Origin of the sequence: Streptomyces endophytica (assembly GCF_026153355.1) — a bacterium.
GTDB lineage: Bacteria > Actinomycetota > Actinomycetes > Streptomycetales > Streptomycetaceae > Streptomyces > Streptomyces endophytica.
This window is the reverse complement of sequence record NZ_CP110636.1, coordinates 1218620-1243837: the sequence shown is the minus strand read 5'-3', so window position 1 is coordinate 1243837 and position 25218 is coordinate 1218620. Positions and strand designations below refer to the sequence as shown.

Here is a 25218-nt window from a genome sequence, read left to right as displayed (position 1 = left end):
CACATGGTGCGGCGCATCGATGTGACAGGGGCCGGCGGCGTACGGCTCGCCGCCTGGGAATTCACCGACCCGCCCAAGATCGACGGCGGGTTGGGAGGGGGCGAGCAGCGGCCCGGCGTGCTGCTGCTCCATGGCTTGATGGGCCGCGCCTCACACTGGGCGGACACCGCCCGCCGGCTGAGCGCCCGGCACCGCCCGGTCGCCCTGGACCAGCGGGGCCACGGCCGCAGCGAGAAGCCCGCCGACGGGCCGTACGACCGCGAGGCGTACGTCCAGGACGCCATCGTGGCCATCGAGCAGCTCGACCTGGCTCCGGTCGCCCTCGTCGGCCATGCCATGGGTGCGCTGACGGCGTGGCAGTTAGCGGCCCGGCGCCCGGATCTGGTCAGTGCGCTGGTGATCTGCGATATGCGGGCCTCCGCACTGGGCGCGGCCTCGCAACGCGAGTGGACCGAGTGGTTCCGCTCCTGGCCGGTGCCGTTCGCCACGCTCGCGGACGTCCGCAAGTGGTTCGGCGAGGACGACCCGACGCTGGAGCGGCCGCGCCCGGCTCGCGGCGAGTTCTTCGCCGAGGTGATGGCCGAGCGCGCCGACGGCTGGCGCCCGGTCTTCTCCCGGCGCCAGATGCTCACCGCCCGCGAGACCTGGGTCCATGACGCCCACTGGGAAGAGCTCGCCCAGGTGACCTGCCCGGCCCTCGTCGTCCGCGGCCTGGACGCCGAACTGGGCCGCGCCGAGGCCCAGGAGATGGTCCGCGTCCTCCCGCGCGGCGCCTATGCCGAAATCCCCGACGCCGGACACCTCCTCCCCTGGGAGAAACCCGACGACTGGTGCGCCGCCATCGAACCCTTCCTGAACGCGGCGACGCTGCCGGCCTGAGCGGAGGATCGGCCGGGAGGGGGGTGACCGGGACCAGCGCCGCCGACCGGCCGCGAGAAACACCGACCGCGACGGCCCGGCCCGGTGCGCCCGGCCCCGGTCACGAACAGCCGAGGCGCACGCCTCGCCACGGCCCGCCACGGCCGGTCTTCGGCGGGTGGCGGGCGCGCCACGGCCCTTAACAACAAGGCCGCGGCGCAGGGGCGGGCCCACCGCGGGCGTGGGCGTGTGGGTGTGGGTGTGGGTGTGGGCGTGTGGGCGTGTGCGTGCGGAGGTTAGGCCGGAGGGGAGGCCGGCTGGTCGCCGACGGGCTACACCAGCAGTTCGCCGGCTCTGTCGCAGCACTCGTGCCCCCGCGTCAGGGCTCCCCGACACTCGTCGGGAGGCTCGTCAGCGCACCCTTCGGACGCGTCGGGGCCGGCGGCGCTCCTCGACGCTCGTGACTGCCAGCAGTCAGCGGCTCGCTCGCCCCACCAATCGCCCGCCCCCCAACACCCCCTCTGTCGGCAACAGCCCCACTGCCCCCAACGCCCCCACTGCCCGCAACAGCCCCACTGCCCCCAACAACCCCACTAGCCCGCGTTGTTGAACTTCCACACGAACGGTGAGTCGCTCTGGCCCTCGCCCGCCCAGTGGACCTCCACGGACTTGGTGCCCTTCGGGATCATGTAGGTCTGGCAGATCGTGTGGCTCTGCCCGGCCTTCCAGCTCTCGATGTCGATGGTGTCCTCGCAGCCGGGGCCATCCTCGGCGGCACCTATCAGCAGGGCGCCGGGCCGACCGTCACCGTAGAGCTCGGTCTCGTTGCCCACCTTGGGCATGTCCTTGACGACACCGCCGCCCTTGTTCGTGAACTTCACCCAAGCAGTCGCGGCCACCAGCCCCTTGGCGTCCTTCGGATCCGACACCAGCTTCCTGGCCTCGGCCTCGGTGCCCACGTGGACCTTCTGCGCGACGACCTCGTAGGTGATATTCGCGCTCTCTTCCTTGAACCGCCCGGTGCCGGTCTGGCCCGACTTCTGCTCACCGCCGCCGTCCGGGTCCGACGTCTTTTCCGTCTTGGGGGCATCAGCGCCGGCATTGCTCTTCCGGCCGTCCTGCGTGGCGGACGCATCCTTCTTTCCATCGCAGGCGGTCAGGGCCAGCGCCAGTACGGCGACGGGCGCGGCGACGCGCAGCCAAGCGGTCTTCGTGTGCAGCAAAACGCTCTCCCAGCAGACGTTCTCCCCCGCGCGCCTCCACCATTCCGGTGTGTGCGAACGGCTGTTTCGGCGGAGCGTAAGACCGTGCAACTCTTTTGTCGAAGCGATTCTGGCCGGGGTTCGTGCAATCAACTCCGACTATTTCGCGTCGATTTCCCGCAAAGGGTGGGGAATGGTCGAGGTGTGAGGACAATGCATTCGCGGCGTTAACTGAACTTTCTCTCCATTTGTCGAACTGATTAACCTCGACGGCTGCCGCGTCGATAAAGCATCAGCAAATTTTCTCCCGACATATCAGCTATCACGGCAGCGGAAGTTGAGGCCCGGATCAGTCCAACGTGCGGGTGAAGTCACCGCGTTGGACGCGCGCCGCGAGCGAGTCGCCGTCCCCGCCCAGCAGCGAGCCGTACCCGGTGGCCGCCCAGATGCTGTCCTCGGCGGGTATCTCGAAGTACGGCACCGGTCGGCCGTCCCGCCGATCCGTGAGCACTTCCGGCGCGCGCCGGGTCCGTACCGCGCGCAGGCACGTCTCGCAGGCGGCAACCCGCAGTTGCTCGCGGCGGCCCAGCGGCCGCCAGGGTATGCGGCGCACGGCAGGCCCGTGCAGCGGGTGGAAGAAGCACAGCGGGAGGGTCGCCGGAGCCTTGGACAGTGCCGCGCGGCCCTCGGCGACCAGCGCGAACGCCCCTGCCAGGTCGACGGCTCCGCGGGCCCGGTCCAGGACCGTGCCGGCCGCGGCGTACGCATCGAGGGCCCGCTCGACGGTCGTCGGATCACCCTGCGCCGCACGTGCCTCCTCACCCAGGCGCACCACCTCCTCGGTGGCCCGGTCGCGCAGCCCGGCTTCGTCGGCCTGCCGAGCGGCGGCGAAGACCGAGCGCGGCAGCGCGAACGGCGTCGTGAGATCACGCAGCCGCGAACGCCGGCGCAACAACAACTCCGCCGCGGCCAACAGCAACACCGGCCCGACGACCAGGCTCAGCAGCCGGACGAGCGGAGACCCACCGCTCCCCGCACGGGAGGCGTCCTTGCCCGTCCCGTCGGCCCCACCCGACTGCGTGGGCTTCGGCTTGCCGAGGCTGGCCGTGGCCTCCTTGTACACCTTGTCGCCGTTGCCCGCCTTGATGATGCCGATCGCCCGGGAGACGCGCTTGGCCAGCCCCGTGCCCTTCATGTCGTCCTGGAAGAAAACCGCCGCGGCGGCGTGCATCGCCTGATGGGCGCCTTCGGGCCATTCGCGGGCGGAGATGTCGTCGGGCAGGTCCCCGAGCGTGATGAGGATGGACGGGCCGCCGCCCATCCGGTCGTGCACCACCTCGGCAAGCTGCTCGGGCTTACCGCCCCAGCTGTCCCCCTCGACCAGCGGCACCAGCACGACGCGGATCGGCAGCTTGGTCTCCTTGATCTGCGTGACCAGCTCCCGCTGCTGCGACGCATCAACGGCCGTCGCCAGCGAGGGATCCACATACACGGGAGATCCCCGCAGCGCCTCCGCAATCTTCTTGCCCGGACTGGTCGGACCGTGGCCGGCCTGCCCCACCTGCCCGGCAGCGGCAGTGGCCGCGGCCACAGAGGTCGCCTTGGTCGTGGCCATGGTGGGTGTAGCCATGGCGGGGGAGGCCGCGCCGTACAGCAGGGTGGCGGCTGATATCCCGAGCGCGAGCGAGAGCGGGAGCGAGACGGAGCGCGTGGACCACTGCCGGCGGGCCGCCCAACGGCTTGGCAGTGCAGCCCGGGTGGCGCTGGGCCGGGGAGCCGTGGTGCCGGGCCGTGCGTCCGGGGTGGCGCCGGGCCGTGCGGCTTGGGTGGCGCCTGGCCGGTTGATCGGATCCCGCCGCTGGGCTGCCTGACCCCGCTGATGAGCGGCCCGGTCGCGTTGTTCAGTTTGTTCAGTTATCCGGTCGCGTTGTGGGGCGAACCAGCCGCGTCGTTGCGCGGGCCGGCCTCGTCGCTGGGTTGCGGCTGCCGGGGCGCCAGGGTCAGTGCACACCGAAGTACTCCCGTACATCGCGGGTGAGTTGATCTATTTCGGCGCCGTCGGCGAGCGTGGCCAGCGGCCCGGGCAGGGTGGCATACGGGACGTACGCTCCGCGCCCCTTGCTCTCCTCGGAACGCAGTTTCAGCACGGCACCAGGTGTCACCCGGCACCCCTCGCACACCGGCAGCGTCCACATCGCGCTGGCAGCGCGGCGGCGGGCGGCAGGACCGCCGGTGCCGCGAGCGCCGGCCGCGTCGGTGGTGCTGCGGGTGGCGCCGCCGGGGGTGCCGCCGCCCGGGCGTTTCTCCGTGCGCTTACGGGCGGTGCCGTGCAGCGGATTGCGGTGGCAGACGTGGCGGGCCGAGGCCGGCTCGTCGATCGCGGTACGGCCCGCACGGGCCAGCACGATGGCGCAGGCGAGCACGGCCGGAGTGGCATCCGCGTCGATCCGGCCGTCGCTGTCCCCATCGATCAGCAACGCGGCCGCATCCAGGCATTCCCAGGCTCGTCGCTGGGCCTCCGCGGGCAGCGCAGCAGCCGTCGGTTCGGGTGCTCCCGGTTCCGGCACTGTCCCCGGTTCGAGCGCTGCGGTGAGGGCATCCAGGTCATGGCGGGCGGCTCGCCGCAGCCATGCCAACGAGGGCCGCACCGGAGCATGTGGGCCATGGGCGGCACCGGCACCGGAGCCACCACCCGCCCCGTAGCGTCGACGCCGGGCCATCACGATCACGCGTATCGTTCCGCAACCGGCCGCTACCAGCCCCGTGACCAGGAGCGCGGCGAAGACGCCGAGCACCAGGCCGGGGTGGAAGTCCCCGGTGAACAGGCCGGGCAGCGCCTGCTCTTCGACCGGATCGACCGCCGGCGGCGGGTCGTAGCCCAGGGGATCCGACTCGGCGGCGCCCGACTTGGCGGCCTTGGCCTTGCCGAGGTACGTCAGCAGCTGATCGAGACGGCGGCCGAGTGCCGGGTCGGCGGACCCGGAGTACTCCAGATAGCGCGGCCGGTTCATCAGATACGTCGGATCCACGGGCGTGCCGTAGTTGGCGAGCTCGATCCCGCCGTCGGAGGGCTCGGCCAGCACGATCAGGACCTTGCGGTGCAACCGGTCGTGCAGCGCCTTGAGCAGCAGGTCCTTGTTGCCGTCGGACTCGTCGTCCGGATTGCTGGAGACGGCGGCGATCACCGTCGGGATGCGCAGCGCCCGTAGTTGCGTGCGCAGATGGGTGCGCTCGGCGGTGTCCAGTGCGGGTGGGCTCTCGGGATCGACGTACAGCGGGTCACGGCGCAGCCCTTCGGCCACCCGATCGACCCTCGCCCGCATATCGGCGGCGGTGGGAAGCGAACCATCCCCACTGGTGGTGTCGTCAAAGACCTGCGAGGCGGCGAACGCGACCAGGCCGCCCAGGACCACGGCCGCCACGACCAGGGGCAGCATCCTCACACGCTGCCCGCCCGAGGCCCCGACGCTCTTCGTCTTCGCGCCTTTCCCGGCTCCGCTCCCTCCGGTGCCGGCCTTTTTGCTTCCTGTCCTGCTTCCCTTCGTGCCCTTCGTCTTGCTTCCGGCCGGGCTTCGCTTCGTATGGGCCGTCGTCTTGGGGGCGACAGGCCGCTTCCCTGCGCTCAGCGGACCGCCTGCCGCCGCCGCGCGCCGTATCCGGCGGCGCCGCACGGCGTACAGGGTGAGCAGCAGGGCCGTCAGCGGGATGCCGGTGACGGCGACGCCGGTCGCGAAGCTCTGGTCCTCGCGGGCGGTCCGGTCGGTGTGGAGGAGCGGCAACTCGTCCACCGAGTCGCCGTATTTGGCGTGTGCCGCCTCGGCGCGCTGATGCGCATGGCCGGAGGTCAGCACGTCGACGAAATGCCGGAACACCTCGCGCGGGGTGGCGTCGTACGGCAGCTCGTACAGCGTCGCGCGGCTCGCGTCCTCGGCGCCGGGGAGGCTCACGCCGTACGTCTGCACCGCGTCCAGACCCGTGGGGCTCAGCGTCACATAGAGGCCCTTGCGGGCCAGCCGGTCATGGACCCCGGCGAGCAGACCGGTGGCCTCGGAGCCGTAGTGGGTGTTCGGCAGGATCATGACGTACGTCGGGACGCCCAGCCGCCGGGCTTCCTTGGCGAAGTCCGGTGCCGTCGACCGGGGGACCGCGCGCGGGATCTGGTCGCTGATGAAGACCGGGTTCTTGCGCAACTGCCCGGCGAGATAGGCGGTCTGCGTCGGGGCGTCGGCACCGCCCGGCGCAGCCTGCACCCCTCCGGCACAGAACAGCACCGCCAACCAGCCCATGACCAGCACAACTCCGGTGCGCAGCACCGCCCCACCACCCCTCGTTCTGTCGATGCCACGACGCTACCGCCCCTGCCGATCGCCCGCTGCACCCTGTGGATAACTTCACGACCAGCCCCGACCGGCGCGCCTCGCCCGTCCTGAATGCGGTGCCTCGCCTCACCGATGAGGCTGCTGGGGAGCCCGCCGAAGCGCCCAACGGGTTGGGCTGCCCGCCCGGCCCGACCAGGTGCTTTCCCCCGTACGCGGAGCCGGCCCGGCGGGGGAGCGGGGGAGCGGGGGAGCGGGGGGGGCGAGCAGCTGCCGCCTTCCCTCGGCCGGCCAGCGGGGCGCACGTAGCGGCAACGCGTCCATTGCCTACGGCCGTTGGGACACCGCCGGGCCGGCCTCGTCCGCGGCGACGCCGGGGCTTCCCCGCCCCCTCCCCCTCTCCCCCTTCGGGGGGGGGGGCGGGGGTGGGTTCGGGGGTGGGGGGATACGCGCGAGGCATCGAACCCAGCCAGGCAGCGCCCGCCGATCAGCGCCAGCCAGAGCAACGCCCGCCGGACGGAAGCAGTCAGCCGGGCAACCCGGCCAGAGCAACGCCCGCCGGACGGAAGCAGTCAGCCGAGCGACCCCGCCCGAGCAGCGCCCGCCAGACCAAAGCAGTCAGCCGGGCAAAGCAGTCAGCCGGGCAACCCCGTCAGCCGGGCAACCCCGTCAGGAGCCCGGACCACCCACCCGCCCGCCCGCCCCTCCCTCAGCCCGCCCTCACCCCTTGCTCACCGCCGCGAGGATCTCCGGCAGGCGCCTGACGGTGCGGGGGGCCGCCAGGCGGAGGCCCAGTACGGCTGCGCCGGTGCCGTAGACGACGCCCAGGGGCAGCAGGATCCACAACAGGTGGTGGAGGCCGGCGACGTGGAGCCAGATGGTGAGGCCCAGGAGGGGGGCGCACAGAAGGGCGCCCACCAGGACACCGCCGAAGAGGCTGAACCAGGCGATCGAGCCCTGGCCCGGGGCCACGTTCTTGTTGCTCTCCGAGGGATCGAGTACGGGAAGATCACCGAGGTCAGTGCGCCGGTGCCGATCAGCGCGCCCAGCAGGGCCAACGAGAGGCCGTACACCTGCAGGAAGTCGGACCACGGGCCGATGAACGCGGCCGCGCCGACCGAGACGAGGGTGACGTACGGGACGGCCACCAGCGCGAGGGTGCACGCCCGGGCGCGCAGCTCCTGGTAGGCGTCGCGCGGGGTGGCGATCGTGGAGGCGACCATCCAGAAGGCCGAGGTGTCCTGGCCGAACTGGTTGTACATCTGCAATCCGAGCAGCGCCGGCGCCGAGAACGCGGTGTAGATGCTGCCGTTGCCCTGGAGCGAGGAGACGACCGGGGCCAGCAGGCCGGCACCGAGGGCTGTCGCCCAGGACATCTTCGACTTGGGGTCGCGCCAGGCGTAGCGGAGCGTACGGAGCATGACCGGGCCCGTACGGCCGCCGGGCAGCAGGCGTACGAGCCCGCCCTCACCGCTGCCGGACCGGCGCGCGCTGTCCTTCTCCACCGCCTGGAGGGTGGAGGAGTCGGGGGACGTCATCAGGGCGGTCAGCGAGCGCTGCCACCAGAAGAGGAGGAGCGCCAGGGCCACCGCCGCGAGGGCCATGCCGGCCACCGCGCGCCCGTAGGCGCCCTGGCCGGTGGCCTCGACCGCGCCGATCGCGGAGGCCGGCGGAAGCCAGCGCAGGACGTCGCCGAGCGGTTCGAGGACGGCCAGGCCGTCCGGGCGGCCGAGCTTCTGGGCGGCGATGTTGACGGCCTGGGCGCCGAGCGCGATGAACAGGCCGCTCAGGACGGCGAGATCACGGCCGCGGCGGCTGGTCAGCAGCCGCACCGACGCCGTGGCGACCGCGCGGGCCAACGCCACGCACACCAACACCACCAGGACGACCGCGAGGACGCCGACAACGGCGGCGGCCGGTCCGTCCGCCAGTGCGATCACCGCGCCGGTCACCAGCGCCAGGGTGACGACCGGGCCGATGCCGATCAGGGACGTCACCAGCAGGGAGCCGATCAGCGGGCGCGGCCGCAGGGGCAGCATCACCAGGCGGGTCGGGTCCAGCGTCTCGTCACCCGTCGGGAAGAACATCGGCATCACCGCCCAGCCGAGCGTGAGGATCCCGGTCAACAGCACGGCCAGCGCGCCGACATGGACGTTGCCGCGCAGCGCGATCAGCCCCAGCACCGCGCCGGCCGCGAACAGCAGGCCGACGATGACCGAGCTGACGTACGCGACGGTGCGGCCGGCCGACTGGCGGAGCCCGTTGCGCAGCAGGGTCAGCTTCAGCTGTACGAAGACGGCGGTGAGGTTCGGCGCCGCGGCCGGAGGCGCGGCCACCGCGGTGGATTCGGTGCTCATCGGGCGCCGCCACCGCCCAGCCAGTCCAGGCTCTGCCCGGCAGCGCGGTCGTTGGCGCCGACCAGTTCGAGGAAGGCGTCCTGCAGTGTGGGCGCGGCGCCGCGGACCTCGGCGAGCGGGCCGTCCGCGCGGATCCGTCCGCCGGCCATCACCGCGACCCAGTCGCACAGCGACTCGACGAGCTCCATCACATGGCTGGAGAAGATCACGGTCGCCCCGGAGGCGGTGTAGCGCTCCAGTACGCCGCGGATGGTCTGCGCGGAGACCGGGTCGACGCCCTCGAAGGGCTCGTCGAGGAAGAGGATCTCGGGGTTGTGCAGCAGCGCCGCGGCGAGACCGATCTTCTTGCGCATACCGGTGGAGTAGTCGACGACCAGCTTGTGCTGGGAGCCGGCGAGATCGAGGACGTCCAGCAGCTGGCCGGCCCGCTTGTCGACCTCGTCGCCCGGCAGTCCGCGCAACCGGCCCATGTAGGCGAGGAGTTCACGCCCGGAGAGGCGCTCGAAGAGCCGCAGCCCCTCGGGCAGCACGCCGATCCGGGACTTTACGGCGACCGGGTCGCCCCAGACGTCGTGCCCGCCGATCTCCACCACGCCCGAGTCCGGACGCAGCAGACCGGTCACCATGGAGAGGGTGGTGGTCTTGCCCGCGCCGTTGGGGCCGACCAGCCCGATGAAGCGGCCCGCGGGGAGCGTCAGGTCGATGCCGTGGACGGCGATCTGCTCGCCGAACTTCTTCCACAGGCCCTGGACGCGGACGGCGGGTGCCCCGCCCAGGGTTCCCGGGGCCGCGGACGGCCCGCCCGGAGAACTGGCCGATGTCTGCTCGGGCGGCGCCGCCCCGGCCCGCACCTCGTTGTGTTCCGGCTCGTTGCCCACCGGTCCTGCCCTCCGACGTCCCCGCAGGAGCCGTCTTGACCCCCGTCTGAGTCCCACGATACGAGCGGCCACCGACAAGCCGTCGGGCGGAGGGCGTGCCGGGCAACGACCGGCCGTGCGGGGGCCCGGCCGGGGGGCAACTCCCTGCCCCGCGGTTCGCCGTTCCCGTCTTTCAGCACCCCAGAGGTTCGCCGTCCCCGTGGTTCACCGCCCCAGCGGTTGGCCACCCACGGTCCACCGCCCCGCGGTTCACCGCCCCGGGCAGCCACCGCGTCCCGGGCGCAGGCGTACGCCAGGGGGCTGATCAGTTCCTCCGCGTCCGGCAGCCAGCGGTTGGTGGCGGTGGGGCGGCGCGCCCACTGCACGAGCCCGTGCGCCCCCACCCGGGTCGGCGGGGCGGCGATGTACTCGCCCTCGCCCCGGCAGATCAGGTCGAGCGCGGCCGGGCCCAGCCCAACCCCGTACGAGATCGGGGACCTTCACCGCGGCACCGGGGAGGACGAGGAAGAGCATCCGGCGGTCCGGGGTGCGGGTGACCGGCCCGAGCGTCAGCCCCATGCGCTCCATACGGGCCAGCGCCAGGCAGCCCGCGGTCTCGGGCACGTCGAGGGCCTCGAAGGTCCGCCCCGTCGGCAGGAGGATCGACGCCGGGGCTGCTTGCTCCACATACGGCGGACGGCGGTCGCGCTGCCGGACGCCAGGCCGGCCCAGCCGGGCGCCATGGGGTGCGCACCGGGCACGGTGCAGTCGTCGGCGTCGCACGAGCAGCGCGGCCTCTCACCGTCGTGCTCCAGCCATGCGCCGGGGAACACGTCCCAGTGGCGTTCTTCCGCGTAACGCACCGCAGTGTCGAGCAGCTGCTCGCCGCGCTGCTTGGGGATCTGCGAGGCTCCTGTGACTCCGATGGTCTCTTCCACGCAGATGACAACTGCCCCTGTCACCAAGGGTTACGGCCGAATGGATGACCTGCCCGGCGCATCGTTCTTGCACGTGGGGCGCATGGGTGCACCGGTGGGGGCGCGTATGCGGGCCGGGCCCAGTGGGTGGGTAGCCACCTGCGTGACGGGCGGAGAGGCCGCCCGACGGCAGGCCGCGGTGCATCAGGGGAGCCCTGCACGGCGGCGCCGTTTCCAGTGCACGGGCACCGCCGCGCCATTCCCCACCAGCAGCACACGTCTCGTGAGTCGACTTCGTGACCGGACAAAAAGTGACCGAATCCCGTTACCGGAACTCCTGACCGAAACTCGTGACCGAATCCCGTGGTCCTGCGGCCCCGGCTCATGAGTTCGGAAAGCGCCTGCGGAAAACGTCTTCGGAAACCGACTTCGTGCACGATCTCGGAGCACGTCTCGTGAACCCACGCTTCGCACGCAAGTACCCCGGATAGTGCGCAAACCGCACACCATCCGGCATCCACCTGCAAAGCGTGTATCGCTCAGATCCTTCCTATCGCACGTATCCCGGATCTCTCGGATATCCGGGATATCCGTGGGGAAGCGATCCCGGGGAACGGCGTTCCACGGTGAACGCGCAGCAATCCAGGGGGTACAAGCATGGCCGCCAGGCCACTCGTCGCGCGGCAGCCCAATGAACGGCTGCAGGCGCTGATTCAGGAAGCCGGGTGCTCCAACGCGGGGCTCGCCCGCCGCGTCAACATGTGCGGGGCGGAACACGGCCTCGACCTGCGTTACGACAAGACCTCGGTGGCCCGCTGGCTGCGGGGCCAGCAGCCGCGGGGCCGTGCCCCGGCCGTCATCGCGGAGGCACTCGGCCGCAAGCTGGGGCGCACGGTCACCATCGACGAGATCGGGATGGCCGACGGCAAGAACCTCGCGTCCGGGGTGGGGCTGCAGTTCTCGCCGACCGTCCTCGGGGCGATCGAGCAGGTCTGCGAGCTGTGGCGCAGCGACGTCGGGCGCCGTGACTTCCTCAGTGGCTCCACGGTCGCGGCCTCGGCACTGGTCGAGCCCAGTCGTGACTGGCTGATCACCGGCGCGGACAGTCAGGTCGCACGGAACGCCGGGGCCCGGTCGGGGTGTCGGACGTCCAGGCGGTACGGGCCATGACCACGGCACTCAGCGAGCTCGACCACCGTTTTGGCGCCGGGCACGTGCGGCCCGTAGTGGTGCACTACCTCAACAGCGTGGTGTCCGGCCTGCTCGCCGGTTCGTACCGGGAGTCCGTCGGGCGGGACCTCTTCGCCGCCGTCGCGCGGTTGACGGAACTGGGCGGCTACATGGCCGTCGACACCGGTCAGCCCGGCCTGGCGCAGCGCTACTACATCCAGGCGCTGCGGCTGGCCCAGGCGGCCGGCGACCGCGGATACGGCGGCTACGTGCTCGCCGCGAGCATGAGCCACCTCGCCGCCTCGCTCGGCAATCCACGGGAGATCGCCCAACTCGCCCGCGCCGCCCAGGAAGGCGCCCGCGGACACGTCACCCCGCGCACCGAGGCGATGTTCTTCGCGGCGGAGGCCCGCGGGCACGCCCTGATGGGGGACGGCCGGGCCTTCCAGGCCGTGGCCGGGCGGGCGCTCGCCGCGATGGAGCGCGCCGACACGGCCACCGAGGCGGGCGACGACCCGGTGTGGATCTCCCACTTCGACCAGGCGTATCTGGCCGACGAACTCGCGCACTGCCATCGGGACCTGGGGCAGCCCGGCCGGCCGCCCAGCGGGCGTCGGAGGCGCTGGGCGGGCATCCGGAGGGCCGGGCCCGGCGCCGTGCCATCGGGCTGCTGCTGCTGGCCGGCGCGCAGGTACAGCAGCGCGAGGTCGAGCAGGCCTGCCATACGGGCACGCAGGCCGTGGAGCTGCTGACCGGGCTGCGGTCGGACCGGGGCTCCGAGTATCTGGAGGACTTCCAGCTGCGTTTGGAGCCGTACCGGGACGAACCGGTCGTAAGGGAATTCAGTGCACGACTGGACCTACGGGCCGTGGCGGCGTGATCCACGCACGGAGCGCGTCCAGTACGGCGCGGCGACTTCTATGGCGACTGCCATGTCGTACGGAGTCGGGTATGTCGCCAGGTTCCTCGCCGTAGGTGTCGCCCGGTTCGTCGTGGGGCATCGGGTGGGCCGTCGATCACGGCCCGCCCGGTGCGCGCCCCGTTCCCGTCCGGTGCCGGGCGGGGCGGAAGGGGTGGTGACCAGGGGACGTGGTCGAACGTTGCTGCGACCCGGTAGCGTGCAGCCGACGATTCCATAGGTCTGCACGTTGGTAGGAGTCACGGTGACGCAGAGCGGACAGGGTCACGACCCGCAGAATTCTGCGGCCGGTCCCGCGCGAGAGGGCATTGTGCTGCCCGCTAACGGTGAGCCGTACATCCCCGACCAGCAGGCCGCTCCGTCGGCGGGGCAACCCTGGGCCAGCCCTGGGGGCCCGGCCAGCAGGCCGCGCCCGCCCCGCAGAACACTCCCGCCGCGCAGCCGTACGGGCAGGCGCCCGCGCAGGGTCAGAACTACGGGCAGGAGCCGGGACCGGGCCAGCACTACGGCCAGGGGCCCCAGCAGAACTACAGCCAGGGACCCCAGCAGAACTACGGCCAGGCGCCGTCGCAGGGCTACGGATATCCGCCGGCGCAGGATGCGGGGGCACCGGTTCCGGGCGCGCAGGCTCAGCTGCCGCCCCAGCAGCCCGGTGGACAGGGCTTTTCGCCGCCGCCCCAGGGGCAGCCCCCGGTGCCGCCCATGCCGCCGTCGACGCCGCAGCAGGCGGCCGCCCCGCAGCTGCCTCCGCAGCAGACGCCCGGCCAGCAGCCCGCTCCCCAGCCGTACGACCAGCAGCACGTCCCGCAGCCGTACGACCAGCAGCCCGCTGCGCAGCCGTACGACCAGCAGCCTTACGGGCAGCAGCAGCCCCCGCAGCAGTTTCCGCCGCAGCCCCAGCCCGGGCAGCACCCCGCGTCCTCCGGCGAGCTGGTGCGCGCCACCCGGCAGGCCGGTGCGCCGCTGCCGCCCGCCACGGGCGACGCCGAGGCCACCACGGTGATCCCGCCGTTCGACGCCCGCTCCGGCGGCCCCGGTGGCGCCGCCCCGCTGCCCCCCGAGGCGTCCTCCCGCCCGGAGACCCCCGACGAGTCCACGACGATGCTCCGGGCCGTGAAGCCGGGGCAGAGCGGGCCGCACGGCCAGGCCCAGCCGATGCCCGGCGCCGGCGGCGGAGGCGACGCCGAGGCCACCCAGCTCATTACCCCGGTGGGCGCCGGTGCGCCCACCCCGGCTCCGGGCGCACCGTTCGGCGTCCGCCCGGGCGCACCCGGCGACCGCCCCACCCCCGCCGAGTTCGACGGCCTGTTCCGTGACGGGCCGGCGGCGGCCCCGGCCGGTGCGCCGGACGCCACCGCGCAGCTGCCCCGCTTCGAGGACCCGGGCCGGCCCCCGTACGGCGGCCAGGGCGGCCAGGGGTACGGCCAGCAGTTCCCGCCCGGCGGCCACGACCCGCAGGGCCCGTACGACCCGTACGACGAGGACGACGGCGGCAAGCGCCGGCGGCTGGCCCCGATGGCGATCGTCGGCATCGTCATCGTGGCGCTCGCGGGCGCCGGCCTCGGCGTCGGCTGGGCGCTGAGCGGCGGCAGCGACGACACGACGCAGAAGCAGGGCTCCGGAGGCGGCGGCAGCACCAAGGCCGCCAAGGAGTCGGAGGCGCCGAAGGCCACCACGGACCCCGCCGAGGCGCAGGCGAAGGGCCTGGACGCCCTGCTGGGCGACAGCAACAACAGCCGGGCCTCCGTGATCGGTGCGGTCAACAACATCAAGTCGTGCAACAACCTCGGCAACGCGGCGAAGGACCTGCGGGCCGCGGCCGGGCAGCGCAACGACCTGGTCAAGCGGCTGCAGCAGCTGCCGGTCGACAAGATCCCGGACCACGACCGGCTGACCGCGGCGCTGACCAAGGCGTGGCAGTCCTCGGCCGCCGCGGACAACCACTACGCGGCCTGGGCCGGCCAGCTGGGCGGCAAGAAGGGCTGCCACAAGGGGCACGCCCGCGGCACCAAGCAGGCCGTACAGGGCAACACGGCCAGCAGCCAGGCGACCCAGGCCAAGCGGCAGGCGGCGCAGCTGTGGAACCCGCTCGCCCAGAAGTACGGCCTGACGGAACGCCGCCCGGAACAGCTCTGAGGCGGCGGCCGGTTCGGGGCGGGACCCTGAGGAGCCGCGCGGGCTCAGTAGTCGTCCGTGCGCCGGCCTTCCAGGGTCCTGGTGACGTTCACGAACCCGCGCTGGGCGGAGACCAGTTCGCCGTTCCGCACCACCTGGTAGGTCACCATGCCGTTCACGATGCGCGGGAAGTCCTGGACGGCGAGCATGTCGTCGTCGCGCCAGCGCAGCTTCGGGGTCAGGCCCCCGGTGTCGATGGCGCGCTCGCCCCGGTCGAGGGTGGCCTGCAGGGCGTGCGAGGTGATGTCGGTCACGCCCGCGTCGTCGAGCTGCTCGATCAGTGAGCGCAGCACCGTATAGGCGATCCAGGTGGTCTGCACCCCCTGGTCGGCCGGATCGATGCGGTTGTCGTCGAAGGCGTAATCGTTGATGACCTTCCGCATCGGCCGCCAACGGGGGTCGTCGGCCACCGGGTACCAGCCGGTGATGTCCGCGCCCTCCAGAGGGCCCGACGTGCCGCCGGAGCGGTTCACCAGGGACTGGCCGACGCTGCCGAGGACGGACGCGACCCGCACCTTGGGGCTGTCCTCCTGGAGCCGTCGGAAGGCGTCGAAGAACGCGTCCGTGTGGTCGCCGAGCGAGGCGGCCACGCACGCGCCGGGGGCCCTGCCGCCGGCCTTGGCCCTCCCGTAGACGGCCGGATCCGCGCCCACTTCGTCCAGGGCGTGGGTCACCTGGGGCGTGTAGTCGGTGCCGTCCTCGGGTGCCTTGATGTCCTTGGCGGGGTGCCGGCTGCCGCTCTGCAGGCCGGAGTTGAGCAGGGACGGCATCTGGTCGCCCTGGATGGTGTCCGGGCGGACCAGTGCGACGCGCTTGCAGTCGGCAGCCAGCTGGCGGCCGTTGCCGGCGAGCAGGGACGCCTGGCCGCCGTTCACGGGGTACGACAGCGGGCTCTGGAACTCCTCGTCGGAGGCGCCGTAGCCCCCGATGAACGGGACGCCCTTGACCTCCAGGGGGGACATGAACGAGCGGCCGTACTGGCTGTAGGAACCGACGACGGCGACCGCGCCCTCGTCCACCGCCCGTTGGGCGCACTGTGCGGCGGCCACCGAGTCGTTGCGCTCGTTGCAGGTCAGTACCCGTAGCCGGTGTCCCCGGATGCCCCCGTGCGCGTTGACCGAGCGGGCGTACGCCTGGGCCATGGCCGGCATTCCCGGCATATTGGTCGCTCGGGTGTCCTCCGGTGCCCAGGTCATGACCGTGACCGGCTCCCGTTCCCCGGAATTCCCCACTCCGGGGAGGGAGCCGCAACCGGAGAGCAGCGACGCGAGGGCCGCCGTACATGTCACCGCCGCGGCGATCGTGACCGCGGGAGCGTGGGGCAACAAGGGGCGGGGGGAGGAGCGTCGCCGTCCGGTCATGGCACCGCAGCCTTCCGTCCTGCCCGGAACGCCCGAGTGACGAAAGGGCAACGGATGGTGACGTAGCGGTGAACTCCGGGGGGCTGTGTGAGATCGTTCGCGCGGAACGTACGATCGAATGCTGTGCAAGGTTCGGAGAAGTCTTCCCGTCGCGGCCGTCGCTCGACCACCATGGGCGGCATGCCACTCAACGACATGCCGTGGTGGCGCTGGCGCTGCAATGTGCGCTCCGCGCTGCACATGCTCTCCGACCCCGCGTTCCACCAGGAGACCTGGCTGGCCGGCCGGCCGGGATACGGGGACGTCACCGACGCCGTCTACCGGCTCGTCGAGGACACCTGGCTCGACAACTGGTCCGCCGACAAATACGTCGGCACGATCTTCCGGGACGCCCAGGAGGCCCAGCTGGTCGACGTCGCCGTCCTGAGGGTGCTGCGGATCATGCACCAGGTCGGCGCGGACGCCCCGGTCGCCGCCTACATGGCGCACGAGGGCTGGGCGGAGGCCGTGCAGGCGGCCCGTGCGGCCCATGTGCACATGGCGACGGCGGACGGTGAGGACCCCGATGCGCCGCCGCGCTCGCTGGAGGTGCTGGCCATCATGACGGGCGGCGCGGACGCCCCGGTCTGACCTGCTCCGCAGGTGTGCGACCCTATGAGGTCATGAGCGAGTCGCAGCCCACCCAGCCCGGTCGAAACGGTCGGAACGATCAAAACGATCGGAACGATCAGTACGTGCTCACCCTGTCCTGCCCGGACAAGCAGGGGATCGTGCACGCGGTGTCCAGTTACCTCTTCATCACCGGCTGCAACATCGAGGACAGCCAGCAGTTCGGCGACCACGACACCGGGCTGTTCTTCATGCGCGTCCACTTCAGCGCGGACGCGTCGGTGAGCGTGGACAAGCTGCGGGCGAGCTTCGCGGCGGTGGGCGACTCCTTCGGCATGGACTGGCAGATCCACCGGGCCGACGAGAAGATGCGGGTCATCCTGATGGTGTCCAAGTTCGGGCACTGCCTCAACGACCTGCTCTTCCGCTCCCGGATCGGCGCGCTGCCGGTCGAGATCGCGGCCGTGGTCTCCAACCACACGGACTTCGCGGAGCTGGTCGGCTCGTACGACATCCCGTTCCATCACATTCCGGTCACTCGCGACACCAAGGCGCAGGCCGAGGCGAAGCTGCTGGAACTGGTGCGGGCGGAGGGCGTCGAACTGGTGGTGCTCGCCCGCTACATGCAGGTGCTCTCCGACGACCTGTGCAAGGCGCTGTCCGGCCGGATCATCAACATCCACCACTCCTTCCTCCCGAGCTTCAAGGGCGCCAAGCCGTACCACCAGGCGCACGCCCGTGGCGTGAAGCTCATCGGTGCCACCGCGCACTACGTGACCGCCGACCTCGACGAGGGCCCGATCATCGAGCAGGAGGTCGAGCGGGTCGGCCACGAGGTCACCCCGGACCAGCTCGTGGCGATCGGCCGGGACGTCGAGTGCCAGGCCCTCGCCCGCGCCGTGAAGTGGCACAGCGAACGCCGGGTGCTGCTGAACGGCAGCCGGACGGTGGTCTTCGCGTAGACGGTGGTCTTCGCGTAACGGTGGGGTTCGCGTGGCCGGGGGGCGCGTGACGGCGGGGTTCGCTTAGCGGTCGTCTTCGCCTGAGCGGGGCCGTCGTTGCCACCTAGTACTGCAACCGCATGTGGTGTGACCGTGTGGGCTGGGGCTCGTTGGTGTGACTGTGTGAGAAGTCGCTGACGGTTGAGCAGATCGAGTCGTGGTCCGAGGGAATAGCGGATTTGCATGCCCGCATCGGGCATCGTTTCGGCAGGTCAGAGCCACGAGACCGGGCCTTGGACTACCTGCGGGGCCTCCTGGCCCCTTTGGAGAGGAAGAACGGCTGGACGCTGGCCGAGCAGGTCGGCCAGCTCCGCCCGGACGGCGTCCAGCGGCTGCTGAACCATTCGGACTGGGACGAGAACGCCGTCCGTGACGATGTCCGCGACTTCGTCGTGGAAACCATCGGGACCAAGGACGGGATCCTCATCGGCGACGACACCGGCTTTGTGAAGAAGGGCACCAAGTCTGCCGGGGTCCAGCGGCAGTACTCCGGCACCGCCGGACGCAGGGAGAACTGCCAGGTCGGCACGTTCTTGGCCTATGCCTCCACCCGGGGGCGGGCGTTGATCGACCGCGAGCTGTATCTGCCCGCCTCCTGGACGGACGACCGCGCCCGGTGCCGGGCGGCCAAGATCGGCGACGAGGTGCCCTTCGCCACCAAGATCGAGCATCTGAAGTGGATGCTGCAACGCGCCCTGGACGCGGCCGTGCCCTTCGCCTGGGTCACCACCGACGAGGCCTACGGACAAGTCCGCCATTTTCGGTCCTGGCTGGAAGAACGCAAGGTGGCTTATGTGGTGGCCACCAAGGTCAACGACACGGTGACCGGTCTCGACGGCTGGCAGTACCGGGTCGACGAGCTGATCGCCACCCGCCCGAAGCAGGCATGGAAACCGCTCTCGGCGGGAGCCGGCGCCCACGGCCAGAGGATCTATCACTGGGCCCGCGCCGCCCTCAGGCCGCGACAGGAGAACGGGTTCGGGCACTGGGTGCTGGCCCGCCGCAACATCAGCAACCCTGCCGACATCGCCTACTACGTCTGCTTCGGACCGGTCTCTACGCGTCTGAAAGACCTGGTCAAGGTGGCTGGAGCGCGGTGGGCGGTGGAGGAGTGCTTCCAGAGCGCCAAGGGCGAGTGCGGCCTGGATCACTACCAGGTGCGGCACTACCGGGCCTGGTACCGGCACATCACCCTGGCCATGGCGGCCCTGGCCTACCTGACCGCCGTCCGCGCAACACAAGCCGCAAAAGGGGCAGCGGATGCGACGAACACGACCTCGTACCCCTCAGCGTCCCCGAAATCCGCCGCCTGATCGGGCACCTCGCCCGCACACCCCACTGTCACACCAACGAACACCGTCTGCACTGGTCACACTTCCGCAGACACAGCCAAGCCCGAGCCCGCCACAGCCACTACCAACACCGCGGCCACACACCCCACATGCGGTTGCAGTACTAGGGGAGGGGCGAACAGATCCCGTAGGGGATCGACGGGCCCCCTGCTGGGGCCACAACGTGGTGGGGCGGGGCGGTATTCCCGGAGCTCGGCCGCACCGGCGCACGCGTGGCCTTGGCGCACGCGCAGTCCTTGGCGTAGGCGTCGGCGTACGCGCAGGCGTCGGCGTACGCGCAGTCGCGTGCCCTTCGGCGCGCGCCCGCGACTGCGCCTGCCCCTGCGCCACTGGGGACTTCTTCCTCCCGGCCGTGGTTCAGAGGCGGGACAGGGACGCCGTGGCGAAGAGGACCTCGCGGATGGCGTCGCGTTCGCCGTGCTGGCCCGCGGCGGCGTCCTCGGGGGAGATGTGGCCGGCCGCCAGCTGGCAGAACTCGGAGCTGTCCAGGGCGATATGGGCGACGGTGTGGTCGGGCGTGCCCAGCGCGGCCGGTGAGTCCAGCGCTATGTACCAGTGGCCGCCGCCGTTGCCCTCGACCTCCAGATGGAGCGTACGGCCCGGGGCGCCGGCCTCGACCAGCCGCTGCGGCGGTGACGCCAGTCCCGCCCGGCGGCGGTCGGCCAGCGCGCTGGGCAGCAGCCGGGCGGCGAGGTCGACCATGCGGTTCAGGTGCGCGGCGGCCGGGGCCTCGTACGGATAGTCCACCGCGTCCGCGATGTCGCCGGCGTGCACCCAGCACTCGAAGGCGCGGTCCAGGAAGGCGTCGCGCAGCGCGAGCCGGAAGTCGCCGTAGGGGACGGCGAGTTCGGCGACCTTGCCGCCGGCGAACGACACCTGTCTCATCAGCGCGTAGCTCTGCTCGCGCCACGGCTCATGGGTGGCGAGCGGGCTCGCCGTCCCGCTGCAGCCGCGCCACAGCGTCTCCGTGCGGATCAGTGGGTCCGGGGTGCCCGGCGGGGCTGCCGTGCCGAGCGGGTCGGGGAGCCCGAGCGCGGTTGCCACCAGGCCGTCCACCGCCATCAGATGCCCTATGACCCCGGCGACCGTGGTCTCCCGCTGGACCGGGCGTTCGCCCTCGAACCAGCGGAGCCGCACCGGTGCGCGCCACTCCGCCTCGCCCATGTCGCGCAGCAGGGCGTCCAGTTTGGCGGTCTCCGCGTCGTACGGTGCCGCCCACTCGGGCACCGGGATGCGCGCCGGGCGGCGGCCCAGACAGCCCTCCAGCACCCGGGAGCGCAGCAGCGGGTCGAGGTCGAGGCTGTCGGCGGGGTGCAGCAGGCCGACCGCGTCCCGCAGGCGCACCGCCTCGTCGGCGCAGGAGGCGCAGTCGGTCAGATGCGCCTCGACGGCGGCGGTCTCCTCGGCGGAGCAGGCCGACAGTGCCCAGGCGCCGAGCAGTGACTTCAGGACGCGGTGCGGTGGGGCGGACGCCGGGCCCGGGAGTGGGGCGGGCGGGGCGGCTTGGTCGGTCATGGGCTCGGCTTCCGGGGTGCGCGAGGAGTGCTCACGCGGGGCGTCTGCGCGCGGTGGTTCCGCGGGCGGGGCTTCGGTGTCCGCGCGATCGCCCGTGTTACCCGCACTGCGCGCACCACCGGCACTACGCGCACCACCGGCACTGCGGGCACTACCCGTAGTGCCCGCATCGTCTGCGCTGCCTGCATCACCCGCACCGTCAACCAATTCCCCGGTCGGATCGCCCGACGGATCCCCGGTCGGATGGCCGGAGGGGCCCCCGGACGCATCGCCGGATGGATCGCCGGAGGGATCCCCAGACGCATCGGCGGCCGCGTCGCGGAGCGGTACGGGCAGGACGGGTGGCGTGGGCGGCACGGGCGGTGCGAGGGGCTCGGATGGTGGGGGAGGGGCGGGGGTGGCGTCGGGGAGCGGGCCGCGGTCCTCGGCGGCGGGGCGCGGTGCCGGTATCCGCGGCCGTTCACCGGGGCCGCTGGGCAGCTCGGGGCCGTCCCACTCGTCCGGGCCGTTCACAGCGCCCGTCCGTGGCCCTGGCCGGGCGGGGCGGCGGTGCCGGGAGCGGCGGACGCGTAGGCCGAGCGGCGGGTGGGCGGCAGGGCGGTGGCGTTGTGGGCGGTGGACAGCAGCTGCAGGCCCAGGCGCAGCCGGCGGCGGCCTCGTCCTCCGTGACGCCGAGGTCGGCGGCGGTCTGGCGGTAGTCCCGGCGCTGGAAGTACGCCAGCTCCAGGGCGGCCCGTAGGGGTGCGGGCATGGAGGTGACGATGTAGTCGGCGCGGGCGGCGGTGGACGCCTCGCGGATCTTCTGCTCCATCTCGGCCTGGGCCGGGGCGTCCGTGCCGCCGTCGCGGGCACAGGCGGCCTCGGTCTGGCGGAGTCGCTGAACGGCCTGATGGCGGGTGAGGCCGGCGATCCAGGAGCGCAGCGGGCCCTGTTTGGGGTCGTAGGAATCCGGGTGTTCCCAGATGGCGGCGAAGACTTCGCGGGTGATGCGGTCGGCGGCGTCCTCGTCCTCCAGGACGCGGTAGGCGAGGCTGTGCACGAGCGAGGCGAAGCGGTCGTAGAGCTCGCCCAGCGCGGCGGCCTCGCCGCGGGCGAGCCGCTGCTGCATCCGCCTGTCCCAGCGCGGTGGCGCATCGTGTCCCATCGGACCCCCATCCCTGCCCGTCGCCTTCGGGCTCACACCTCAGCCGTCACTCCTGCGCATCTGTACACCTTCATGCCCGGGACTGTGGGCACGGTCACGGAAACCTCCGTGCCTCGAATGTAATGCGCGGGCCTGACAACACACGCTCCTTTGCGGCAAATCGAACCTTGAGGGGGACGCGGGTGGTAGGGGCCTGACGGCCCGGGTCCGGCCGGAAGTGGCCCCGGAAAGCGTTCGGGAGGCGCCCGGAAGCGGCGGTGGGCGGCTCGAAGTTGCCCGTTGCTGATTGTTCATGCGCGTTTGAGGCGATGTGTTATCCGGGTGTGACCAGAGGTGGGCGGAAAGTTGCCGCCCCTGGGGCATAGCCTTGGGCGTGAACGGCCTGTTACGTCCCACGGCTACCGCCGGGAACCAGGATGAGTTTCAGGACATCGAGGCCGGGCAGTCGAGCCGGGGAAGGATGAGTTCCGGATGTAACCGGGCACATCCGGTCCGAAAGCGAGCGAAAGGCTTCGAGCGCGTGTCGTTGAAGGTGGCAGAGGACGCACAGGGCCCCTGGGCCGTACTCCAGGTCTCAGGTGAGATGGACCTGGTCACGTCGCCTGCGGTGCGCCAGCATGTGCACGACGCGGTGGCCGACGGCCGCAGATCGCTCGTGCTGGACCTCTCCGAAGTCCGTTTCTGCGATTCCAGCGGGGTCGGCGTGCTGATCGCCGCCCGCCGGCTGATGCGCTCGTGCCAGGGGCGGCTGCGGCTGATCCTGCCCGCCCAGGGAGCCGTCGACGGCTCGCACGTCAACCGGGTGCTGGCCGCGCTCGGCGTCCGCCGGCTCTTCGAGGTCTACCCGGACCTGTCCACCGCCGTCGACGAGGCCGCCGCGCCGCTCTCCGCCTGACGCCCCGGGAGCGTACGAGAGGCCGTAGGGCTCCCAGGTCCCCGGAAGCGCAGGAGAAGCCGTAAAGCTCCCAGGTCCCCGGAAGCTTCTGACGTTCCGCAAGCCTCCCAAGTCCCCGGAAGCCTCCGACGATCCGCAGTTCTCCGACGTTCCGCAAGCCCGAAGCGCCCCGAGCGCCCGCCCCCCCCGAGCGCCCGCCACCCGCCCGCCCGGCGACCACCCCCGCGTTCATCCCTCCGCCCGCGCCCCTCCCGCACTCACCCCGCCCCGTAAGGGAATTCCGCCCGCACCACGAAGCCGCCGTCGGAGGTGTGCCGCGCCTCCAGTGTTCCGCCCAGGCTCTGGGCGCGCTCGCGCAGTCCCACCAGGCCGTGCCCGCCGCCGGGCAGCACCGGCGCGGTCGCCGTCGCGTCCGGCGGCCCGTTGCGTATCTCCACCCGCAGTCCCGGCCCGGCCTCCCCGCAGATCTCGTCCGCCGGATCGACCCGGACCCGCACCTGCGCACCCGGAGCGTGCTTGCGGACGTTGGTCAGCGCCTCCTGGACCGTGCGGAAGGCGGCCCGCTCGACCGTCTTCGCGCCGCCCGCACCGGCCACCACACCGCCCTCGTACGTCACGTCCAGCGCGCTCATCTCAAGCAGCCTCGGCAGCTCCTCCAGGTCGGGCTGCGGCGCCAGTCCGTTCGCCTCCCCGCCGTCCCCGCCGTCCGCCCGCAGCACCCCCACCATGTGCCGCAGCTCCTCCAGCGTCCGTACGGACAGTTCACGGATCGTGCGGGCGCCGGCCCGCGCCGCCTCGTCCTCCGTACTGACCTGCACCGCCCCCGCCTGCAGGCTGATCAGGCTGACCTGGTGGGCCACCACGTCGTGCATCTCGCGGGCGAGCCGGGCGCGTTCGGTGGTCTTGACCCGGTCCGCGAGCAGCCGGTCCTCGCGGCGCAGGCTGCGGGTCAGGTCCTCGACGCGGGAGGCGAGTTCGCGGCGGGTGCGCATCAGCAGGCCCAGCGCGATCGGGGCGGCCGAGGTGACGCAGGCGTCGATGAGCACCAGGGTGTTCTCGCGGTACGCGGTGAGTTCGAAGTCGGAGATCGGATACGGCAGGAAGTGCGCGGCGATCAGCAGCACCGCGCAGATCCCCAGCCGCCGCCGGCCGGGGCGCCGGGCCGCCAGGGTGTAGAGCCCGATCATCGGCGCGAACCAGATGTAGCCGATGTACAGGCCGGGCAGCGTCACGAGGAAGACCAGCAGCGGGAAGCGCCGGCGCAGCAGCAGGGCGGCCGCGGCGACCACCGAAACGCCCAGTTCCAGGGCGAGTTCCAGGCCGTTGACCAGCACCGCGTCGGCGATCGCGAGCAGTACCGGCACGACCACGGGCGCGATCCGGCGCAGCCGCCGCCCCCACGTCCCGGCCGCGAACGCCCGCCACCGGGCCGACCCGCGCGCGAGCAGCCGCCCGCCGCCGGACCTCACCACGCCCCCCGGGGAGCCCCGGACACCAGGCCCGCACGGTCGGCGACGATGGCCGCCTGGATGCGGTTGATTCCCCCCAATTTGCCCAGCACGGCGCGGACATGGTCCTTGACCGTACTGGGCGCCAGCCCCATCCGGCCGGCTATCTGGGCGTTGCCCAGCCCCTCGCCGAGCAGGGCGAGCACCTGCGACTCCCGCGGGGTCAGCCCGCTGACCGCGCGGGCCGCCGCCGCCTGGTCCTCGGCCGTCAGATAGCCGCCGATCACCGCCCGGGTCACACCCGGATCCAGCACGCTGCCGCCCGCCGCCAGGGTCCGTACGGCCCGCACCAGCTGTTCGGGATCCGAGTCCTTCAGCAGGAAGCCGGCCGCGCCCTCGCGCAGCGCCGCGGTCAGGTACTCCTGGGCGTCGAAGGTGGTCAGCATCGCCACCGCCGGCGGCTCCGGCGCGGCGCGCAACTGCCGCAGCACGGTCAGCCCGTCCACGTCCGGCATCCGGATGTCGAGCAGCACCACCTCGGCCGCGCAGCGCAGCACGGTCTCCACGGCCTCGGCGCCTCCGCAGTCCGCGACCATCTCGATGTCCGGGGCGGTCCCCAGGATCATCCGGAGTCCGGATCTGACCAGCCGTTCGTCGTCCACCACAGCGACCCGGATCACCGGCCGCCCCTTTCTGCCTTCTGCTGGTTCACACCCGTCAGGGCCCGCGGAACCGCCCGGCGCTGCGCGACTCCGTACCTCTGTCCGGCTCCCCGCCCTGCGACGGACCCGGACCCCCGCCGAGCGGCGGGGGTGAGCCCGCGACCTCGGGAGGATGCCATGCGGGCCGCCGCACGGGCAGAGTGGTCCACATGCTGCACCACTGAAGAGGCCACAAGCCCAGGACGCGTTGCAGTTCACATCGGCGGCCGCCGCGACCCCCACACGCGGCGGCCGCTGCATGGCGTTGCGGGGGCGGTTCGGAGGGGGATCTCCCCCGCACCGCCGGCAGCCCGCCCCTGACGCCCCCTGAGGGAACTCCTCGCCGGTGTCCGGCCTCCCCGCACTGACGCCGACGTCCCTTACGGGAAGCCCCTAAGGGCATCCCGCCGTGCCGCCTACG

14 protein-coding genes and 4 pseudogenes are annotated in these 25218 nt (G+C 72.2%); 7 read left to right on the top strand and 11 right to left on the bottom strand.

From position 1 onward, the window contains the following. Positions 1–3 precede the first annotated feature (3 nt). Positions 4–879 carry an alpha/beta fold hydrolase gene (locus tag OJ254_RS05590; RefSeq protein ID WP_265365062.1) on the top strand — a complete coding sequence of 292 codons (876 nt, stop codon included), beginning with the start codon at positions 4–6 and terminating at the stop codon, positions 877–879. A gap of 572 nt (positions 880–1451) precedes the next feature. Here the strand turns inward: OJ254_RS05590 and OJ254_RS05585 are convergent. The 6 genes and pseudogenes from OJ254_RS05585 to OJ254_RS05560 all read right to left on the bottom strand — a co-directional run. Beyond that, positions 1452–2081 (bottom strand): hypothetical protein, encoded by a 630-nt coding sequence (locus tag OJ254_RS05585; protein WP_265361483.1) that lies wholly within the window; start codon positions 2079–2081, stop codon positions 1452–1454. 328 nt (positions 2082–2409) lie between these two features. Continuing rightward, a complete protein-coding gene (locus tag OJ254_RS05580) occupies positions 2410–3675 on the bottom strand; it encodes a hypothetical protein (protein WP_265361482.1) in 1266 nt (421 codons plus the stop codon). A 385-nt stretch (positions 3676–4060) separates the two neighbouring features. Next, positions 4061–6373 (bottom strand): hypothetical protein, encoded by a 2313-nt coding sequence (locus tag OJ254_RS05575; RefSeq protein ID WP_265361481.1) that lies wholly within the window; start codon positions 6371–6373, stop codon positions 4061–4063. Between the two features lie 723 nt (positions 6374–7096). Next, positions 7097–8733: pseudogene (locus tag OJ254_RS05570) on the bottom strand (transporter). Next, the gene (locus OJ254_RS05565) at positions 8730–9611 is read right to left on the bottom strand and encodes an ABC transporter ATP-binding protein (RefSeq protein WP_423835838.1); all 882 of its coding nucleotides are present in this window, start codon (positions 9609–9611) and stop codon (positions 8730–8732) included. Before OJ254_RS05565 ends, OJ254_RS05570 begins: the two are co-directional and overlap by 4 nt. A 257-nt stretch (positions 9612–9868) precedes the next feature. Further along, a pseudogene (locus tag OJ254_RS05560) lies at positions 9869–10528 on the bottom strand (bifunctional DNA primase/polymerase); the annotation flags it as partial. A 636-nt stretch (positions 10529–11164) separates the two neighbouring features. On the opposite strand from OJ254_RS05560, the pseudogene OJ254_RS05555 reads away from it, so the two are divergent. Together OJ254_RS05555 and OJ254_RS05550 are read left to right on the top strand one after the other, a co-directional pair. Then, a pseudogene (locus tag OJ254_RS05555) lies at positions 11165–12557 on the top strand (NsdA family TPR-like regulatory protein). A gap of 741 nt (positions 12558–13298) precedes the next feature. After that, entirely contained in the window at positions 13299–14732 is a 1434-nt protein-coding gene (locus OJ254_RS05550; RefSeq protein ID WP_265361480.1) for a hypothetical protein, read from the top strand. 44 nt (positions 14733–14776) lie between these two features. Here the strand turns inward: OJ254_RS05550 and OJ254_RS05545 are convergent, their stop codons facing one another. After that, positions 14777–16132 carry an ABC transporter substrate-binding protein gene (locus OJ254_RS05545; RefSeq protein ID WP_423835837.1) on the bottom strand — a complete coding sequence of 452 codons (1356 nt, stop codon included), beginning with the start codon at positions 16130–16132 and terminating at the stop codon, positions 14777–14779. Positions 16133–16303: 171 nt separating this feature from the next. On the opposite strand from OJ254_RS05545, the gene OJ254_RS05540 reads away from it, so the two are divergent. The 3 genes from OJ254_RS05540 to OJ254_RS05530 all read left to right on the top strand — a co-directional run bounded on the left by OJ254_RS05540 (position 16304) and on the right by OJ254_RS05530 (position 19055). Then, positions 16304–16762, top strand: a complete 459-nt coding sequence (locus OJ254_RS05540; RefSeq protein ID WP_265361478.1) for an SCO4402 family protein — start codon at positions 16304–16306, stop codon at positions 16760–16762. 32 nt (positions 16763–16794) lie between these two features. After that, entirely contained in the window at positions 16795–17703 is a 909-nt protein-coding gene (gene purU, locus OJ254_RS05535; RefSeq protein ID WP_261956144.1) for a formyltetrahydrofolate deformylase, read from the top strand. A gap of 188 nt (positions 17704–17891) precedes the next feature. Then, positions 17892–19055 (top strand): IS701 family transposase, encoded by a 1164-nt coding sequence (locus tag OJ254_RS05530; RefSeq protein WP_265365060.1) that lies wholly within the window; start codon positions 17892–17894, stop codon positions 19053–19055. A gap of 396 nt (positions 19056–19451) precedes the next feature. Here the strand turns inward: OJ254_RS05530 and OJ254_RS05525 are convergent, their stop codons facing one another. Further along, positions 19452–20816, bottom strand: coding sequence for a zf-HC2 domain-containing protein (locus OJ254_RS05525; RefSeq protein WP_265365059.1), 1365 nt, complete (start codon positions 20814–20816; stop codon positions 19452–19454). Positions 20817–21118: 302 nt separating this feature from the next. Further along, positions 21119–21753: pseudogene (locus tag OJ254_RS05520) on the bottom strand (sigma-70 family RNA polymerase sigma factor). A gap of 460 nt (positions 21754–22213) precedes the next feature. On the opposite strand from OJ254_RS05520, the gene OJ254_RS05515 reads away from it, so the two are divergent. After that, positions 22214–22648, top strand: coding sequence for an STAS domain-containing protein (locus OJ254_RS05515; protein ID WP_236680199.1), 435 nt, complete (start codon positions 22214–22216; stop codon positions 22646–22648). A 257-nt stretch (positions 22649–22905) separates the two neighbouring features. Here the strand turns inward: OJ254_RS05515 and OJ254_RS05510 are convergent, their stop codons facing one another. Further along, positions 22906–24120 carry a sensor histidine kinase gene (locus tag OJ254_RS05510; protein WP_423835835.1) on the bottom strand — a complete coding sequence of 405 codons (1215 nt, stop codon included), beginning with the start codon at positions 24118–24120 and terminating at the stop codon, positions 22906–22908. After that, on the bottom strand, positions 24114–24776 hold the full coding sequence (locus OJ254_RS05505; RefSeq protein ID WP_265361477.1) for a response regulator: 663 nt from the start codon (positions 24774–24776) through the stop codon (positions 24114–24116). The genes OJ254_RS05510 and OJ254_RS05505 overlap by 7 nt, the downstream gene beginning before the upstream one ends. Positions 24777–25218 lie beyond the last annotated feature (442 nt).

Excerpts from the sequence above, each read along its gene's own strand:
- purU (WP_261956144.1), top strand. The coding sequence starts at position 16,795 with ATGAGCGAGTCGCAGCCCACCCAGCCCGGTCGAAACGGTCGGAACGAT.
- OJ254_RS05545 (WP_423835837.1), bottom strand. The coding sequence starts at position 16,132 with ATGACCGGACGGCGACGCTCCTCCCCCCGCCCCTTGTTGCCCCACGCT.
- OJ254_RS05550 (WP_265361480.1), top strand. The coding sequence starts at position 13,299 with ATGCCGCCGTCGACGCCGCAGCAGGCGGCCGCCCCGCAGCTGCCTCCG.
- OJ254_RS05580 (WP_265361482.1), bottom strand. The coding sequence starts at position 3,675 with ATGGCCACGACCAAGGCGACCTCTGTGGCCGCGGCCACTGCCGCTGCC.
- OJ254_RS05590 (WP_265365062.1), top strand. The coding sequence starts at position 4 with ATGGTGCGGCGCATCGATGTGACAGGGGCCGGCGGCGTACGGCTCGCC.
- OJ254_RS05515 (WP_236680199.1), top strand. The coding sequence starts at position 22,214 with ATGAGTTCCGGATGTAACCGGGCACATCCGGTCCGAAAGCGAGCGAAA.
- OJ254_RS05540 (WP_265361478.1), top strand. The coding sequence starts at position 16,304 with ATGGGCGGCATGCCACTCAACGACATGCCGTGGTGGCGCTGGCGCTGC.